Raw genomic sequence first — 15392 nt, 5'->3', positions numbered from 1 at the left:
AGAGGGGGCAACCATGGCGGCGTGAATGCTGCCGCCTCCCCTGACGCAAAGCGCTCGACCCGCTGGCGCCTCCGCCGCCCCGGCCCACGAGGCCGGCGCTGGCTCACGATCCTGATCTTCCTGCTGGCGGCACTCCTGCTGCTGATCGCGCTGTGGGACTGGAACTGGTTCAAGGGGCCGGTTGAGCGCGCGGTGCAGGCACGCACCGGCCGTGCGCTGCACATCGGGAACCTTGATGTCGACCTCGGCCGCACCAGTACGATCCGCGCCGATGCGATCACCTTCGCCAATGCAAGCTGGGCGAAACAACCCGATATGGCCACCGCAGACCGCGTCGAGATCGACGTGCGGGTGTGGCCCCTGCTGCGCGGCAGCGTGCAGCTGCCCGAAGTACGCCTGACCCGGCCGGACGTGCTGCTGGAAACAGCGCCGCGCAAGGGCGACCCGGGCAACTGGGATTTCCTCGGTGGCAGCGCCGGTGCGACCAGCCCCCAGCTCAAACGGTTGCGCATCGATGACGGTCGCCTGCAGTTCCTCGACGCGCTCGGCCGTACCGATATCCGCGTGGACGTACGCAGCGGCCAGCCGAAACAGGCCGACGCGGCGCCACCGCTTCTGGTGCAGGGCAAGGGACACTGGCAGGGCAATCCGTTCACCCTGCGTGGCGGCACGGAATCACCGCTGGAGCTGACCGACAGCGACCATCCGTTCCGCATCCATCTCGATGGCCGCGCAGGCGCCACCCACGCGGTAGCCAGTGGCACGCTGACCAATCCCTTCCAGCTGCGCGTGTTCGATCTGCAGTTTGCGCTCAGCGGCCAGGACCTCGCCGACCTCTATCCGCTGCTCGGCATTGCCATTCCGCCGTCGCCACCCTATGCGTTGAACGGCCGGCTCAAGCGTGACCACAACGTCTGGCGCTACGACGCCTTCACCGGCAAGGTCGGCGACAGCGACCTCGGTGGCAATCTGCAGTTCGAAGTGGGCGCTGCGCGGCCGCGGCTGACCGCCACGCTGGAATCCAAGCGCCTGGACTTCGATGACCTTGCCGGCTTCGTCGGTGCCCCACCGAAAACCGGCGGCGGTGAAACCGCAAACGCCGAACAGAAGGCCGAGGCCGCACGGGTTGCCGCCCGCGCACGCGTGCTGCCCGACACGCCCTACAACCTCGGCAAGCTGCGCGCGATGGATGCCGACGTGCGCTGGAAAGCCCACCGCATCAACGCGCCATCGCTGCCATTGGATGACATGGATGCGCACCTGTTTCTGGATGACGGCGTACTGCGGCTGGACCCGCTGAACTTCGGCGTGGCCGGAGGCGATATCCGCAGCACGATCCGCATGGACGCGCGCCGTCCGCAGATCAGCACCGCCCTGAAGGCCAGCGTGCGCGGCGTGCAGCTCGGCCAGCTGTTTCCGGACGCGAAACTTGCCGAGCAGGCCAAGGGCGGCATCGGCGGCGAGGTGGACCTGAGCGGCCGCGGCAACTCGATCGCCGCGATGCTCGGCAGCAGCAGTGGCAAGGTCGGCCTGGCGATGGGCCGCGGCCATGTCGGCAACCTGGTGATGGAACTGGCAGGGCTGGACATTACCGAATCGCTGAAATTCCTGGTGACCGGCGACAAACAGATTCCCCTGCGCTGCGCCTTCGCCGACTTCGGCGTGCGCGACGGCCTGATGACCAGCCAGGCGCTGGCGGTGGACACTACCGATACGATCCTCATCGGCGAAGGCACGGTCAGCCTGCGCGACGAGACCCTGGACCTGCTGCTGAAACCGCGCCCGAAGGACAAGAGCATCCTGGTACTGCGCTCTCCACTGCACATCAGTGGCACGTTCAAGGACCCGTCCTTCCGCCCGGACTTCAAGGCGTTGGGGATTCGTGGCGCGGTGGCCCTGGTACTGGGCAGCATTGCCCCGCCGGCGGCGTTGCTGGCGACCATCGAACTGGGGCCGGGCAAGGATGCCGACTGCGGTGGGCAGTATGCGAAGTAGGTTTACAGCGTTGTTCACTGCGCCTGTATTGATCGTGGCTTGAGGGGGATGGGTGGCCCAGGCAGGACACGCCGTGAACCCATCCTTGGGGGCTCGATGGCGCCATCCATGGCGCCAACGGTCCTGCCTGGGCCACCCATCCCCCTCCTGACAGTTTCCCGCGCGCGGAACGAGAGCGGAAATTCAAAGTCAAAAAAAAAAGCAAAGTCAAAAGCTGTTGCCAACCAAGGTTGGCAACTACCAAAAGCGAGCCAACGCGCATGTGCGCACCGCGCTCGCAGGAACGTGTCCAGAGGCGGAGGGTGCGGCTGGGCAGGACCGTGAGGCGCATGGATGCGCCGATCGAGCCCCCATGGATGGGTTTACGGCGTGTCCTGCACGGCCATGCCCTCCGCCCTCCGACGTAGCAGGAAGGCGCTGCTTTGGCTTTGGCTTTGGCTTTGAGCTTCGAAAAGCGGGCCGGCGGGCCGCAGGCCCGCCAGCGAACAACTCACCCCGCCACGATGTACTGCTGCAGCTGATCCAGCTCGCGCCGCTGCGCATCGATCACCGACTTCACCAGGTCGCCGATGGAAATCACCCCCAGCACCTGTGCCCCCTCCACCACTGGCAGGTGGCGGATGCGGTAGTCGGTCACCAGCTGCAGGCAGTGCTCCACCTGCTCGCCCGGCGAAACCGTCACCACCTTCGCCGTCATGATCTCGGCCACCGCCGTATCCCGCGACGAACGATCACGCAGCACGATCTTGCGCGCGTAATCGCGCTCCGAAAGGATCCCGACCAGCCGCGGACCGTCCATCACCAGCACCGCGCCAATGCCCTTTTCCGCCATCAACCGGATCGCATCGATCACCGCCGCATCCGGCGCGACCGCATGTACTTCAGGAGACTTGCCGTCCAACAGTTGCCGTACCGTGGTCATCTGCCTGCCCTCCGAGGGTGGGTTGCAGGGCCGAGTCTGCCACGGCGGATGCTAGCCAGGCGTCAACCAGGTACAACGGGCGCTGCTTGGATTCCTCGTACAGCCGTCCCAGGTACTCACCGATCAGGCCCAGCGCGATCAACTGTACCCCGCCCAGAAACAGGATCACCGCCATCATCGTCGGCCAACCCGCCACCCGGTCACCGTACAGGGCCGCCTTGGCAATCACCCACACGCCGAATACGAAGGCCACCGCCGCCGTTGCCAGGCCCATGTAGGTCGCCGCCCGCAGGGGAACGGTCGAGAACCCGGTGATGCCCTCCAGCGCGAAGTTCCACAGCCGCCACAGGCTGAACTTGCTGGAGCCGGCCACCCGCGCGTGACGGTGGTAGGGCACAGCAATACGCTTGAATCCGACCCAGCTGAAAAGGCCCTTCATGAAGCGGTGGCGTTCACGCATCTCGCGCAGCGCACTCAGCGCGCGTGGCGACAACAGACGGAAATCACCGGTGTCGGCAGGGATCGGCGTGCGTGACAGGCGGCCGATCACCCGATAGAACGCCGCCGCCGTGGCGCGCTTGATCCAGGCTTCGCCATCGCGGGCCATGCGCGTGCCATAGACGTTGTCATGGCCCTCGCGCCAGCGCGCAACGAACTGCGGCACCAGTTCCGGCGGGTCCTGGCCATCGGCATCCAGGATCATCGCCGCGCCGTCGCGCACCAGATCCAGGCCGGCAGTCAGCGCGGCCTCCTTGCCGAAATTGCGCGACAGCTTCAACGCCGATACGCGCGCGTCGTCCTGCGCCAATCCTGCAATCACCTGCCAGGTACCGTCGTGGCTGCCATCGTCCACATACAGGATGTGGCCATCGATGTCGGGCATTCCGTCCAGCACCGCACACAGGCGGGGATGCAGGCACGGCAGCGCCTGCTCCTCGTTGTAGGCGGCGATGACGACAGTAAGGCGTTCGCGATTCATGCCCGGATTGTACGTCGCCTGCAGGTGCACGGCCTGCCGCCCCGATGGCAGGTGTCCTCAGTCTTCCGACAGGTACGCCGCGCCGCCCAGCTGCCGTGCCTGGCGCTGGATCCATGCCGCGCGCCGCTGCACGTACGGCCCTGGCTTTGCCGCGTTGTAGCGCCGCGGTGCCGGCAACACCGCCGCCAGCCGTGCACTCTCGGCCGGACTCAACCGGGACGCATCCTTGCCCCAGAACGTCTGCGCCGCCGCCTGCGCGCCATAGACGCCGTCGCCGAACTCGGCGATGTTGGCGTACATCTCCAGGATCCGTTCCTTCGGCCACAGTGCTTCGATCAGCACCGTGTACCAGACTTCCAGGCCTTTGCGGATCCAGCTGCGGCCCTGCCAGAGGAACAGGTTCTTGGCGACCTGCTGGCTGATCGTGCTGGCCCCCCGCAGGCGTCCGCCCTTGGCGTTGTGGTCGCGGGCCTTCTCGATGGCCTGCAGGTCGAAGCCATTGTGGTCGGGGAAGCGCTGGTCCTCCGCGGCCACCAGCGAGATCGGCAGGCTCGCTGCCATCTGGTCCAGGTCGCGCCACTGGTAATGCAGGCGATAGGACCAGTCGGCCTCCCCCAATGCCTCGCCATAGCGCCACAGCATGACCGTGGATACCGGCGGGTCGATGAACCGCAGCACCAGTACCTGCAGGCAGCTGAAAGCGGCCAGCAGCAGCGGCAGCCAGAGCAGCCGTTTCCAGCGCCAGCGCCTGCGGCGCGGGACTTCCGCGATGGCCTCCACCTTGTGCTGCTCTCCCCCTGCCCCCATTACTGGTGCATCCTTCTTCTATCCGGTTGTCGGCGCATTATCCGGCAACCGCCCTCGTTTACGCGCGATGTGAGCCGATGACCGCCAACCCCGATTCCCTGATCCGCTTCCTGCTTCCCGACGCTGGCGTCCGTGGCGTCCACGTGCGCCTGCAGGCTACCTGGCAGGAGATCCTGTCCCACGCCGAGTACCCGGATACCGCCGCCGAACTGCTCGGCGAGGCCTGCGTGGCCTCGGCGCTGTTCACCGGCCACACCAAGATCGATGGCCGCCTCTCGATCCAGCTGCGCAGCAGCACCGCGCTGCGCACCCTGTTTGCCGAGTGCACCGCCGCCGGTACCCTGCGCGGCATCGCCCAGCTCAGCGACGGCGCCGATGCGCCGCGCGACCTGTCCAGCCTGGGTGATGACGCCCTGCTCGCGATCACCATCGAGAACCCGGGCCTGGACCCGCGCGAGCCGCAGCGCTACCAGAGCCTGGTCGCGCTGACCGCACCGGAGCTGGACGAGGCCTTCGAGGACTACTTCCGCCAGTCCGAACAGCTGCCGACCCGCCTGCTGCTGGCCGCCGACCGCAACGGCGCCGCCGGCCTGCTGCTGCAGAAGCTGCCGGGTGACGAGGGTGACGAAGACGGCTGGGCGCGTGCCAGCGCCCTGTTCGAGACCCTGGGCAAGGCCGAGCTGCTGGCGACCCCGGCGGAGCAGTTGCTGCACCGCCTGTTCCACGAAGAGAAGCCGGAACTGATGGGCGGCAAGCCGCTGTCCTTCGCCTGCTCCTGTTCCCGCGAGCGGGTCGCGTCGATGCTGCAGTCGCTGGGCGAGGACGAGGCCCGTGCCGCAGCCGCGGACACCGGCGCCGTCGAGGTCCGTTGCGAATTCTGCGGGCGGGAGTATCACTTTCCTTTGACGGAGTTCGGCATACTGTTCCACGGTGCCGAGGGGACTGTACCGGCGCCTGAACGGCTTCAGTAAACGGCTTGTCTTGCATCTGGGGGGATCAAGGCTTGTTAAGAATTCATAAACACCCTAGGATCAAGTTCCCGTCTCCGCGGGAACTTCCGTTGTCCGTCCCTGTCTGAACTGGTCCGATGCGTACCTTCCTGCGTCTACCGCTGGCCCTGCTGATCGCCCTTGGCGCGATCACGGGCGTGCACGCGCAGAGCAAGGACACCCGGACCGTGCTGCCGGTATGGAACAAGGGCAGCGGCAAGGTCGAGGCCCTGCTGTACCTGGAGCCCACCGGTGAACAGGCCGCCGGCGCCCGCTGGCACTTCGGCCGCAACTCGCTGGATGCGGCCTTCGGCCTGTCCTCCGGCGATTCGCTGGGCCTGCTCTGCAACAGCAGCAGCGGGACCAGCATGAGCGGCCTGGCCAGTCACTGCATGCTGGCCAGCCTGGGTGACGACGACGACCTCAACAGCCGCCGCTTCACCGGTACCGCCGCGCTGAACCGCGGCAGCAGCCGTCTCGGCATCACCGCCGGCACCGGTCGTGAAACACTTCCGGCGTGGCTGTCCGGCCCGAACAAGACACCCTCGCTGCGTGCCGAGCAGAACGATCTGACCGTATTCGCGCAGAAGAACATCGGCCGCGAGGGTTTTGTCTCGATCGCCGGTACCTACGCCAAGGCCCGCCTGGTACCGCTGGCCGATGCCGCACCGTCCATCGTCGACCGCTGGGACAGCAAGAGCCTGAGCATCGGCGCCGGCTACGGCAACTTCACCGGCAGCATCATCGGCCGCGTGATCGACGTGCCGGGCAAGCCCGGCAAGTGGGAGGGCCTGGGCATCGGCCTGACCTGGCGTACCCCGTGGTCTGGCCAACTTACCGTTGGCGCCGAGAACGTGATCAGCCGCGGCAAGAATCCGTTCTCCCCGCGCAATGAAAGCAATGACGACGGCACCGTGCCGTATGTGCGTTACGAACAGGATCTCTGACCCCACCTCCCGGGTCTTCCTGAAGTGACTTCTCCCGGGCGCCGAAAGGCGCCCGTTGCGTATGCGCGTTCGTGATACACGCAGAGCGCTTTTCGACGAATTGGATACCGCGCAATTCACGTCGACACACTGCGATACACATCAACGGAAACTTTTTTCGTCACTTTGCGCTAACAAACGAGACAGAGTGATGTCACCTGCGATTCAACCCCTTGATTTCGTGCATCAATTTTCATTTTTACCAAAATCATAGACTTGATTAACGCAGCTTTAATTCTTGGCGAACGCCCGCTACTATCGGCTCAGCCTCGCGATTTGGGAGCGCTTTTCGCTCCCCCGCCGGGCATTAACCCAGCCAAGATTTCTTGGAGAGAGAGAGCCAATGAATTTCCAGTCCAACAAGCTGCGCGATGCCGTTCTGGTCGCGCTCGTTGCCGGTGTGGCGTCCACTGCCACCGCCCAGGCCCAGGAAGCGACCAACCTTGACCGCATCTCGGTCACCGGTTCGCGCATCAAGAGCACCGACATCGAAACCTCGCAGCCGGTCCTGAGCCTGACCCGCGCCGACATCGACAAGCAGGGCGTGACTTCGGTCGCCGACATCCTGCAGCGCGTTGCCGCCAACGGCGCCGCCCTGAACCGTACCTACAACAACGGCGGTGACGGTTCGGCCGGCGTCAGCCTGCGCAACCTGGGTTCCGAGCGCACCCTGGTACTGGTCAATGGCCGTCGCTGGACCACCGGCCTGGATGGCAGCGTCGACCTGAACACCATTCCGACCGCGATGATCGAGCGCATCGACGTCCTGAAGGACGGCGCTTCGACCATCTACGGTTCGGACGCGATCGCCGGCGTGGTGAACATCATCACCAAGCAGAACTTCGATGGCGCGGAAGCCAACTTCTACAAGGGCCAGTACAGCGCCGGTGACGGCGACCGCGAAGCGGCCGACTTCACCCTGGGCACCACCACTGACCGCGCGTCGCTGGTGCTCGGCGTGTCCTACGTCAACGAAAAGGCCGTGATGGCTGGCGATCGCAAGATCTCCGCCGGCGGCCCGCCGTTCTTCAGCGGCCAGAGCAGCACCGGCATTCCGGGTTCGTATCTGCGTAATGACGAGCGTTACGTCATCCTCAACGGCGTGGAAACGCCGTTCGATCCCAATGTTCACGGCTACAACACCGCGCCGGACAACTACCTGCTGACCCCCAACGAGCGCACCTCGCTGTTTGCTGTGGGTTCTTATAACGTTACTGACAACATCACCTTCCGTACCGAGGCGATGTACAACGAACGCAAGTCCGAGCAGCTGCTGGCCGCCATGCCTGTCACTGGCATGGACCTGAGCGCGGGCAGCATGTACAACCCATACGGTGTTGAGCTGGAAGGTGTCGCACGCCGCTTCAACGAAACCGGTGGACGCTCGTTCAACCAGAACGTCAAGAACTGGCACTTCTATGGCGGTTTCGAAGGCTTCTTCGAGTTCGCCGACCGTAACTTCGACTGGGATGTCGGCTACCGCTACGACAAGACCGACCAGAACGACCTGACCTACGGTCTGTTCAATGTGCAGCGCCTGGAAGAAGCCTACGGCCCGTCGGCCATCCGCGATGGCAAGCCAGCCTGCTTGAATGCGGCAGGCGAAGTCATCCCGGGCTGCGCCCCGATCAACCCGCTGGGTGGGTTGGGCTCAATCTCGCAGGAGGCACTGGATTACACCTCGTTCACCGCGCATGACTCCGCAAGTCTGGTGTCCAAGGGCTATTACGCCAACATCTCCGGCGAGATCGTGCAGCTGCCGGCTGGTGCATTGGGCTTCGCAGCTGGTTACGAATATCGCAAGGAAACCGGCCAGTTCGATCCGGACGCCTTCATCGCCTCTGGCCTGAGCACCGGCAACGGAGCATCGCCCACCAAGGGTAGCTATGACCTGGACGAGTTCTTCCTGGAACTGTCGATCCCGGTGCTGGCTGACCTGCCAGGTGCCAAGCTACTCGACTTCAGCGCGGCAACCCGCTACTCGAAGTACAGCAACTTCGGCAACACCACCAACAACAAGTTCGGTTTCCGCTGGAAGCCGATCGACGACCTGATGGTGCGTGGTAACTACTCGGAAGGCTTCCGCGCCCCGAGCATCAACAACCTGTATCGCGGCGATGCTGACTCGTTCGAGAGCTACATCGATCCCTGCTCCTCAACCTCTGGTCGCCGTACCGGCGCTATCGCTGCCCAATGTGCGGCAGAGGGCGTGCCGATCGGCTTCGTTCAGCCGGGCGCTGGCAGTGGTGCGAAGCAGACTCCTGAGCCGTTCACCTGGCAGGCCAACCCGAACCTGAAGCCGGAAACCTCGACCAGCAAGACGCTGGGCCTGGTATGGAGCCCGAGCTTCGTGCAGGGTCTGAACGTGACCCTGGACTGGTGGCAGATCAAGATCGAGGACGCCATCACCCGTCCGGCCATCCAGGACATCATGGATCGTTGCTATGGCGGCACCGCGCAGGAGCAGGCAGCCAACTGTGGCCTGATCACGCGTGACCCGAACTACGGCAGCACCAACCAGCGTTACACCATCACCAACGTCGACATGCCGCTGCAGAACCTGGCGTCGTACAAGGTGGAAGGTTGGGATCTGGGCATCCTGTACAAGTTGCCGGAAACTTCGATCGGCCAGTTCACCATCACTCTGGACGGCACCTACCTGTCCAAGTGGGATACCAAGTCGACTCAGGATGCTCCGATCGAGGGTCGCCAGGGACGCTATCTCGACCAGGATCCGTACTGGCGCATCCGTTCCAATCTGTATGTCGACTGGTCCTACGGGGACTTCGGGGTCAACTACGGCATTCGTTACAAGTCCGGCATGACTGAACTGTGCCCGTTTGATCCAGTCAAGGAACCGGAAACCTTCGCCTACTGCTCTGATGGCGCGAAGGGAACGAACCACATTGGTGCCACGACCTACCACGACATCCAGTTCCGCTACAACACGCCGTGGAAGGGCACCATCATGGTCGGCCTGAACAACGCGTGGGACAAGAGCCCGCCGGTTTCGTACTACACCTCGTACAACATGTTCGACCCGCAGTACGACCTGCCGGGCCGCTACATGTACATGCAGTACAAGCAGAAGTTCTGATCGATCCACTGATCAGCTGATGCAGCAACGGCCCCGCAAGGGGCCGTTGTTTTTTTGTGCCTGCCAGATCGCGGCAGCACCAACGGAAAAGGCCGCGGCATTGCTGCGGCCTTTCTGCATTCAACGCAGCAACGACGCTCAACCGTTCGGAATCAGCGTCTCGATGAGATGCTCGACATAGGCCTCGAAATCCTCGCGCGCCTGCTTGGGCTGCTGCAACTGCAGCGACAGCTGGAGGAAGCCGACATAGGCCGCGTACGCCAGGCGTGCGCGGTGGCGCGCATCGGTCGAGCTGAGCCCAGCCTGGCGGAACGAGGCGATCAGATAGTCGAGGCGGCGCTGCGACACGCGGTCGATCACCGGACGCACCATCGGATGGTCCAATGCCTTCAGCAGCTCGCTGTAGATGATGTGCGGCTGCACTTCATGCGCCACCATCTGGAACAGCTGGCGCAGGCGCACGCGCGGGTCCGGTACGTCTTCCAGGCTGCCGAACACCTGTTCCTGTTCGAACAGTTCCCAGCGTTCCAGCGCGGCCTGCAGCAAGGCGTCACGCGAGGGGAAATGCCAATAGAAACTGCCCTTGGTCACGCCGAGGCGCCGCGCCAGCGGTTCCACCGCAACGGCGCCTACGCCTTGTTCAGCAATCAGGTCGAGGGCCGCCTGGGCCCAGTCTTCGGCACTCAGGCGGCTGTTGCGGCCGGCGCGCGGTTCGCCGGCGGAAGCGTCAGGTTGATTCATGGGCTGATTTAACCATACGCCGGGGTTCGTTGCAGTACGCCGTTGCGGGCGAAACCGTCAAAGGGCTCTCCCGCAGGGCTGCCGCACCGCACCATACGATGCAGTATTGACTTCCCTCACAAGCGATCCATACTAGCAAGTATGGTTACGTCCTCTACTCCCGCTGCGTTCCATGACCTGCACCTGGAGGCGGCCAATGGTGCCCGCCTCGCCGCCACTGCCAGCGACCACGGTCGTCGTGGCCGGGTGCTGTTCGCGCACGGTTTCGGCCAGACCCGTCACGCCTGGAATGCCACCGCGCGTGCCCTGTCTGCAGCCGGCCTGCAGACGCTGGCTTATGACGCACGTGGTCACGGCGATTCGGACTGGAATGCCGCCGACCTGCCCTATCACGGCGAACAGTTCGCCGATGACCTGATCGTGCTGGCCGGTGAACAGCCGCGCCCGCCGGTGCTGGTTGCGGCCTCGATGGGGGGCCTGTTCGGCCTGCTGGCCGAGTCGCGCTGGCCGGGCCTGTTCTCGGCGATGGTGCTGGTCGACATCACCCCGCGCTGGGATACCGCCGGTGTCGAGCGCATCCTCGCCTTCATGACCGCCCATCCCGACGGATTCGCCTCGCTGAGCCAGGCCGCCGACGTGATCTCGGCCTACATGCCGCACCGCCCGCGCAAATCCGAGCAGTCGCTGCGCGCGCTGCTGCGCGAAGACGGTCACGGCCGCTGGCGCTGGCACTGGGACCCGCGCCTGGTGGCCGAACTGGCCCGCGACAGCGAACAGCACCAGGACGCACTGGCCGAAGCCGCGCGCCAGGTGAAGTGCCCGTTGCTGCTGGTGAGTGGCGGTCGCAGCGACCTGGTCACGCCGCAGACCGTGGCCGAATTCCTGGCGTTGGCGCCGCACGCGCGCCATGTACAGCTGCCGCAGGCCACGCACATGGTCGCCGGCGATGACAACGACGCCTTTACCGCTACTGTGTTGGACTATCTGGACGTGTTGCCCGCAGCAGACGCTGCGGCTTCGTCCGCCACAAACGAGCACGTCACCGGAGCACGCTCATGAGCATCGTTCTTCCCTTCCTCGCCCTGCTGCTGGCAGGCGCGTTCGTCGCCTACCACCGCATGCGGCTGGTTACCTGGACGCTGATCAGCGTGGCCCTGCTGGCCGCCTGCTGGTTCATTCCCTACGTCAACCAGACCGCCACGATCGTCGCAGCCGCTGTATTGGCCGTCATCGCCGTGCCGCTGCTGCTGCCGTTCATCCGCAAGCCGCTGCTGACCGGCCCGATGATGAAGGTGTTCCGCAAGGTGCTGCCGCCACTGTCGCAGACCGAGCGCATCGCGCTGGAAACCGGCTCGGTCGGTTTCGAGGGTGAACTGTTCACCGGTGATCCGGACTGGAACATCCTGCTCAACTATCCCAAGCCGCAGCTGACCGCCGAAGAACAGGCCTTCCTCGATGGCCCGGTGGAAGAGCTGTGCACCATGGTCAACGACTGGGAAATCACCCACGTCCACGCCGACCTGCCGCCGGAACTGTGGGCCTTCATCAAGAAGAACAAGTTCTTCGGCATGATCATCCCGAAGGAGTACGGCGGCCTGGGCTTCTCCGCGCTGGCCCACCACAAGGTGATCCAGAAGCTGGCGTCGGTGTCTTCGGTGGTCAGCTCCACCGTCGGCGTGCCCAACTCGCTGGGCCCGGGTGAACTGCTGGTGCATTACGGCACCCAGGAACAGAAGGACCAGTATCTGCCGCGCCTGGCTGATGGTCGCGAAGTGCCGTGCTTCGGCCTGACCGGTCCGTTCGCCGGCTCCGACGCCACCTCCATTCCGGACTACGGCATCGTCTGCAAGGGCGAGTGGAACGGCGAGCAGGTGCTCGGCGTCAAGCTGACCTTCGACAAGCGCTACATCACCCTGGCCCCGGTTGCTTCGCTGATCGGCCTGGCCTTCCGCATGTACGACCCGGATGGCCTGATCGGCGATACCCGCGACATCGGCATCACCCTGGGCCTGCTGCCGCGCGACACCGCCGGTGTTGAAATCGGCCGCCGCCACTTCCCGCTGAACTCGACGTTCCAGAACGGTCCGATCCGCGGCAAGGACGTGTTCATTCCGCTGACCCAGCTGATCGGTGGCGCTGCCATGGCCGGCAAGGGCTGGAACATGCTCAACGAGTGCCTGGCCGTGGGCCGCTCGATCACCCTGCCGTCCACCGCCAGTGGCGGTGCCAAGGCCGGTGCCGCGGTGACCGGCGCCTATGCACGCATCCGCAAGCAGTTCGGCCTGTCGGTCGGCCGCTTCGAGGGCGTGGAAGAAGCACTGGCCCGCATCGGCGGCAAGGCGTACAAGATCAGCGCGCTGTCGCAGGCCACCGCCGCCGCGGTTGACCGTGGTGACGTGCCGTCTGTGCCGTCGGCGATCGCCAAGTACCACTGCACCAACATGAGCCGCGAAGTGATCTCGGACATGATGGACGTGATCGGCGGCAAGGGCATCATCCTGGGGCCGCGCAACTTCGCCGGCCGCAGCTGGCAGGCCGCGCCGATCGCGATCACCGTGGAAGGCGCCAACATCATGACCCGCAGCCTGCTGATCTTCGGCCAGGGTGCGATCCTCTGCCACCCGTGGGTGCTGAAGGAAATGAAGGCCGCGCAGGATCCGGATACCCGTGCCGGCCTGCAGGAGTTCGATCGCAGCCTGTTCGGCCACATCCGCTATGGCCTCTCCAATGCCGTGCGTTCGTTCTGGTTCGGCCTGACCGGTGCACGCTTCGGTGCTGCCCCGGGTGACGCCTACACCCGCCGCTACTTCCGCAAGCTGGACCGTTACTCGGCCAACCTGGCGCTGATGGCCGACATCTCGATGATGACCCTCGGCGGCAAGCTGAAGTTCAAGGAATCGCTGTCCGGCCGCCTGGGCGATGTGCTGAGCCACGTCTACATGACCAGCGCCATGCTCAAGCGCTACCACGACGAAGGCGCACCGCAGGCCGACCAGCCGCTGCTGGCCTGGGCCTTCCATGACAGCGTGCACAAGATCGAAGAATCACTGTCGGCCGCGCTGCGCAACTTCCCGATCCGTCCGATCGGTTGGCTGATGTGGGCGTTGATCTTCCCGCTGGGCCGTCGTGCCGAGGCCCCCGGCGACCGCCTGAGCCGCCGCGTGGCCGCCCTGCTGATGGCACCGAATGAAGCCCGCGACCGTCTGGCCAGTGGCGTGTTCCTGACCCCGTGCGAGAACAACCCGGGTGGCCGCATCAACAGCTACCTGAGCAAGGCGATCATGGCCGAGCCGGTGGAGCGCAAGTTCCTGAAGGCGCTGAAGAGCAAGGGCATCGAAGCGCTGGACTTCAAGAGCCAGTTGGACGAGGCCGTGGCCGAAGGCGTGATCACCCAGGACGAGCGCAGCCTGCTGGAAGAACTGCGTACGCTGACCCTGGACACCATCACCGTGGACGACTTCGACACCCACGAACTGCGCGCGGCCAGCTACTACGACCGCCAGCACAAGGACCCGCATTCGCAGGCGGCCTGATCGCCCGCGACACGCGTTGCCACGACGGCGGGCCTCGGCCCGCCGTCGCTTTATCCGCCGACCGGAACATCAACCATGTCCACGCCCCTGCTCTCGCTTTACCACCGCCTGCAGCGCTGGCCTGCCGGCAACTGGCTGTTCTCACGCGCGGTGTGCTTCAAGGCGCCCTACTTCGCCAGCATCGCGCCCACCATCACCGCACTGGAGCCAGGCCGCTGCGAAGGCGTGATCCGCCAGCACCGCCGCATCAACAACCACATTGGCACGGTACATGCGATCGCGATGTGCAACCTGGCCGAGCTGGTCGGCGGGGTGATGGTGGACGCCAGCCTGCCGGCAGACATGCGCTGGATCCCCAAGGGCATGGAAGTGAAATACCAGGCCAAGGCCTTGGGCACGTTGAAGGCCGTGGCGACGCCCATGTTGTCCATCGTCAGTGCTGCGGACGGCTACGACCTGCCCGTGAAGGTCAGCGTGACCGATGCGGCAGGGACCGAGGTGTTCCATGCGACCATCGCAATGTGGGTATCGCCGCGCCCTCCGCGCACAGGCTGATCAACCATGACGACCGCTGAACTGCTTGTGCGCCTGGCAGGCATTCACAGCCTGGGGTTTGCCGCCTTCCATCTGGCGTTCTGGCGGCTGTTCGGCTGGAAACGCGAGCTCGCCCAGCTCGGCACGGTCAACCGCGCGATCATGCAGATCCTCAATCTGCGCGTGATCTATGTGTTCCTGGGAATGGGGCTGATCGCGCTGATCTTTGCCCCGGACCTGGTCGACACTCGTCTGGGGTTGGTCCTGCTGGGTTTCATGGCGGTGTTCTGGGTGGGCCGCGCGCTTGAACAATTCGTCTTCCTGCGCATCAACGACTGGCGCATACACCTGCTGACGGGCCTGTTCGTGCTGGGTGCGGCGCTGCATGCCGTGCCAATGTGGCTGGGCTTCATGCGCGCCATCAGCCGCTGAGCGGCGGCGCCTGCCAGCACGCGCCCACGTCAGAGCGCTCGCGACACCAGCGCCAGAATGGCCGGTACGGCCTGGATCATGAAAATGCGCCGACTCACGCTGTAGGCGCCATAGCACCCCGCCACCACCACGCAGGCCAGCGAGAACGTCACCAGCACCGGCTGATCGATCACCAGCCCCACCACGATGCCCGCCGCCAGAAAGCCGTTGTACAGGCCCTGGTTGGCCGCCAGCACGCGCGTGGTCTCTGCCTTCTCGGGCGTGTTGCGGAAGGTCTTCAGGCCCAGCGGGCGCGTCCACAGGAACATTTCCAGCACCAGGAAATAGACGTGCAGCAGGGCGACCAGCAGGGTCAGGGCGAGGGCGATCCAGTACAT

General features: G+C 65.0%; 13 protein-coding genes. 8 read left to right on the top strand and 5 right to left on the bottom strand.

The window, feature by feature from the left end:
• Positions 1-21: 21 nt before the first annotated feature.
• A complete protein-coding gene (locus R1L06_RS06670; protein WP_317217243.1) occupies positions 22-1995 on the top strand; it encodes an AsmA family protein in 1974 nt (657 codons plus the stop codon).
• A 490-nt stretch (positions 1996-2485) separates the two neighbouring features.
• Here the strand turns inward: R1L06_RS06670 and R1L06_RS06665 are convergent, their stop codons facing one another.
• Genes R1L06_RS06665 through mtgA form a run of 3 tightly spaced genes read right to left on the bottom strand, consistent with a single transcriptional unit; the run spans position 2486 to position 4703 of the window.
• The gene (locus R1L06_RS06665) at positions 2486-2917 is read right to left on the bottom strand and encodes a CBS domain-containing protein (RefSeq protein ID WP_019336409.1); all 432 of its coding nucleotides are present in this window, start codon (positions 2915-2917) and stop codon (positions 2486-2488) included.
• Positions 2877-3896, bottom strand: coding sequence for a glycosyltransferase family 2 protein (locus R1L06_RS06660; RefSeq protein ID WP_032130071.1), 1020 nt, complete (start codon positions 3894-3896; stop codon positions 2877-2879). Before R1L06_RS06660 ends, R1L06_RS06665 begins: the two co-directional genes overlap by 41 nt.
• Positions 3897-3953: 57 nt before the next feature.
• Positions 3954-4703, bottom strand: coding sequence for a monofunctional biosynthetic peptidoglycan transglycosylase (gene mtgA / locus R1L06_RS06655; RefSeq protein WP_032130069.1), 750 nt, complete (start codon positions 4701-4703; stop codon positions 3954-3956).
• A gap of 77 nt (positions 4704-4780) precedes the next feature.
• Here mtgA and hslO point away from each other — a divergent pair, with 77 nt between their 5' ends.
• The 3 genes from hslO (at position 4781) to R1L06_RS06640 (ending at position 9775) form a co-directional block, all read left to right on the top strand.
• Positions 4781-5674, top strand: coding sequence for an Hsp33 family molecular chaperone HslO (gene hslO, locus R1L06_RS06650; RefSeq protein WP_032130068.1), 894 nt, complete (start codon positions 4781-4783; stop codon positions 5672-5674).
• 116 nt (positions 5675-5790) lie between these two features.
• The gene (locus R1L06_RS06645) at positions 5791-6639 is read left to right on the top strand and encodes an XOO1806 family protein (protein WP_049420960.1); all 849 of its coding nucleotides are present in this window, start codon (positions 5791-5793) and stop codon (positions 6637-6639) included.
• A gap of 382 nt (positions 6640-7021) precedes the next feature.
• Entirely contained in the window at positions 7022-9775 is a 2754-nt protein-coding gene (locus tag R1L06_RS06640) for a TonB-dependent receptor plug domain-containing protein (RefSeq protein ID WP_317217242.1), read from the top strand.
• A 138-nt stretch (positions 9776-9913) separates the two neighbouring features.
• Here R1L06_RS06640 and R1L06_RS06635 read toward each other — a convergent pair whose 3' ends face one another.
• Positions 9914-10516, bottom strand: coding sequence for a TetR/AcrR family transcriptional regulator (locus R1L06_RS06635; protein WP_006464233.1), 603 nt, complete (start codon positions 10514-10516; stop codon positions 9914-9916).
• Positions 10517-10657: 141 nt separating this feature from the next.
• On the opposite strand from R1L06_RS06635, the gene R1L06_RS06630 reads away from it, so the two are divergent.
• The 4 genes from R1L06_RS06630 to R1L06_RS06615 all read left to right on the top strand — a co-directional run bounded on the left by R1L06_RS06630 (position 10658) and on the right by R1L06_RS06615 (position 15015).
• Positions 10658-11575: an alpha/beta fold hydrolase gene (locus tag R1L06_RS06630; protein WP_317217241.1), complete on the top strand. Its 918-nt coding sequence runs from the start codon at positions 10658-10660 to the stop codon at positions 11573-11575.
• Entirely contained in the window at positions 11572-14049 is a 2478-nt protein-coding gene (locus tag R1L06_RS06625; protein WP_032130064.1) for an acyl-CoA dehydrogenase, read from the top strand. Before R1L06_RS06630 ends, R1L06_RS06625 begins: the two co-directional genes overlap by 4 nt.
• Positions 14050-14124: 75 nt before the next feature.
• Positions 14125-14604, top strand: a complete 480-nt coding sequence (locus tag R1L06_RS06620) for a hotdog fold domain-containing protein (RefSeq protein ID WP_121504652.1) — start codon at positions 14125-14127, stop codon at positions 14602-14604.
• 27 nt (positions 14605-14631) lie between these two features.
• Positions 14632-15015, top strand: a complete 384-nt coding sequence (locus R1L06_RS06615; RefSeq protein ID WP_317217240.1) for a hypothetical protein — start codon at positions 14632-14634, stop codon at positions 15013-15015.
• Between the two features lie 29 nt (positions 15016-15044).
• Here the strand turns inward: R1L06_RS06615 and R1L06_RS06610 are convergent, their stop codons facing one another.
• Positions 15045-15392 carry a DUF1304 domain-containing protein gene (locus R1L06_RS06610; protein ID WP_049463540.1) on the bottom strand — a complete coding sequence of 116 codons (348 nt, stop codon included), beginning with the start codon at positions 15390-15392 and terminating at the stop codon, positions 15045-15047.

The sequence above is a fragment of the Stenotrophomonas mexicanensis genome (assembly GCF_032911605.1).
In the GTDB taxonomy this organism is placed as follows: Bacteria; Pseudomonadota; Gammaproteobacteria; order Xanthomonadales; family Xanthomonadaceae; genus Stenotrophomonas; species Stenotrophomonas maltophilia_A.
Note: the sequence above shows the minus strand (reverse complement) of the source record. Positions and strands in the feature narration are given on the sequence as shown.

Coding starts and splice junctions, on each gene's coding strand:
- R1L06_RS06630 (WP_317217241.1), top strand. CDS start 10,658: ATGGTTACGTCCTCTACTCCCGCTGCGTTCCATGACCTGCACCTGGAG.
- R1L06_RS06660 (WP_032130071.1), bottom strand. CDS start 3,896: ATGAATCGCGAACGCCTTACTGTCGTCATCGCCGCCTACAACGAGGAG.
- R1L06_RS06665 (WP_019336409.1), bottom strand. CDS start 2,917: ATGACCACGGTACGGCAACTGTTGGACGGCAAGTCTCCTGAAGTACAT.
- R1L06_RS06640 (WP_317217242.1), top strand. CDS start 7,022: ATGAATTTCCAGTCCAACAAGCTGCGCGATGCCGTTCTGGTCGCGCTC.
- hslO (WP_032130068.1), top strand. CDS start 4,781: ATGACCGCCAACCCCGATTCCCTGATCCGCTTCCTGCTTCCCGACGCT.
- R1L06_RS06610 (WP_049463540.1), bottom strand. CDS start 15,392: ATGTACTGGATCGCCCTCGCCCTGACCCTGCTGGTCGCCCTGCTGCAC.
- R1L06_RS06620 (WP_121504652.1), top strand. CDS start 14,125: ATGTCCACGCCCCTGCTCTCGCTTTACCACCGCCTGCAGCGCTGGCCT.
- R1L06_RS06625 (WP_032130064.1), top strand. CDS start 11,572: ATGAGCATCGTTCTTCCCTTCCTCGCCCTGCTGCTGGCAGGCGCGTTC.
- R1L06_RS06635 (WP_006464233.1), bottom strand. CDS start 10,516: ATGAATCAACCTGACGCTTCCGCCGGCGAACCGCGCGCCGGCCGCAAC.
- R1L06_RS06645 (WP_049420960.1), top strand. CDS start 5,791: ATGCGTACCTTCCTGCGTCTACCGCTGGCCCTGCTGATCGCCCTTGGC.
- mtgA (WP_032130069.1), bottom strand. CDS start 4,703: ATGGGGGCAGGGGGAGAGCAGCACAAGGTGGAGGCCATCGCGGAAGTC.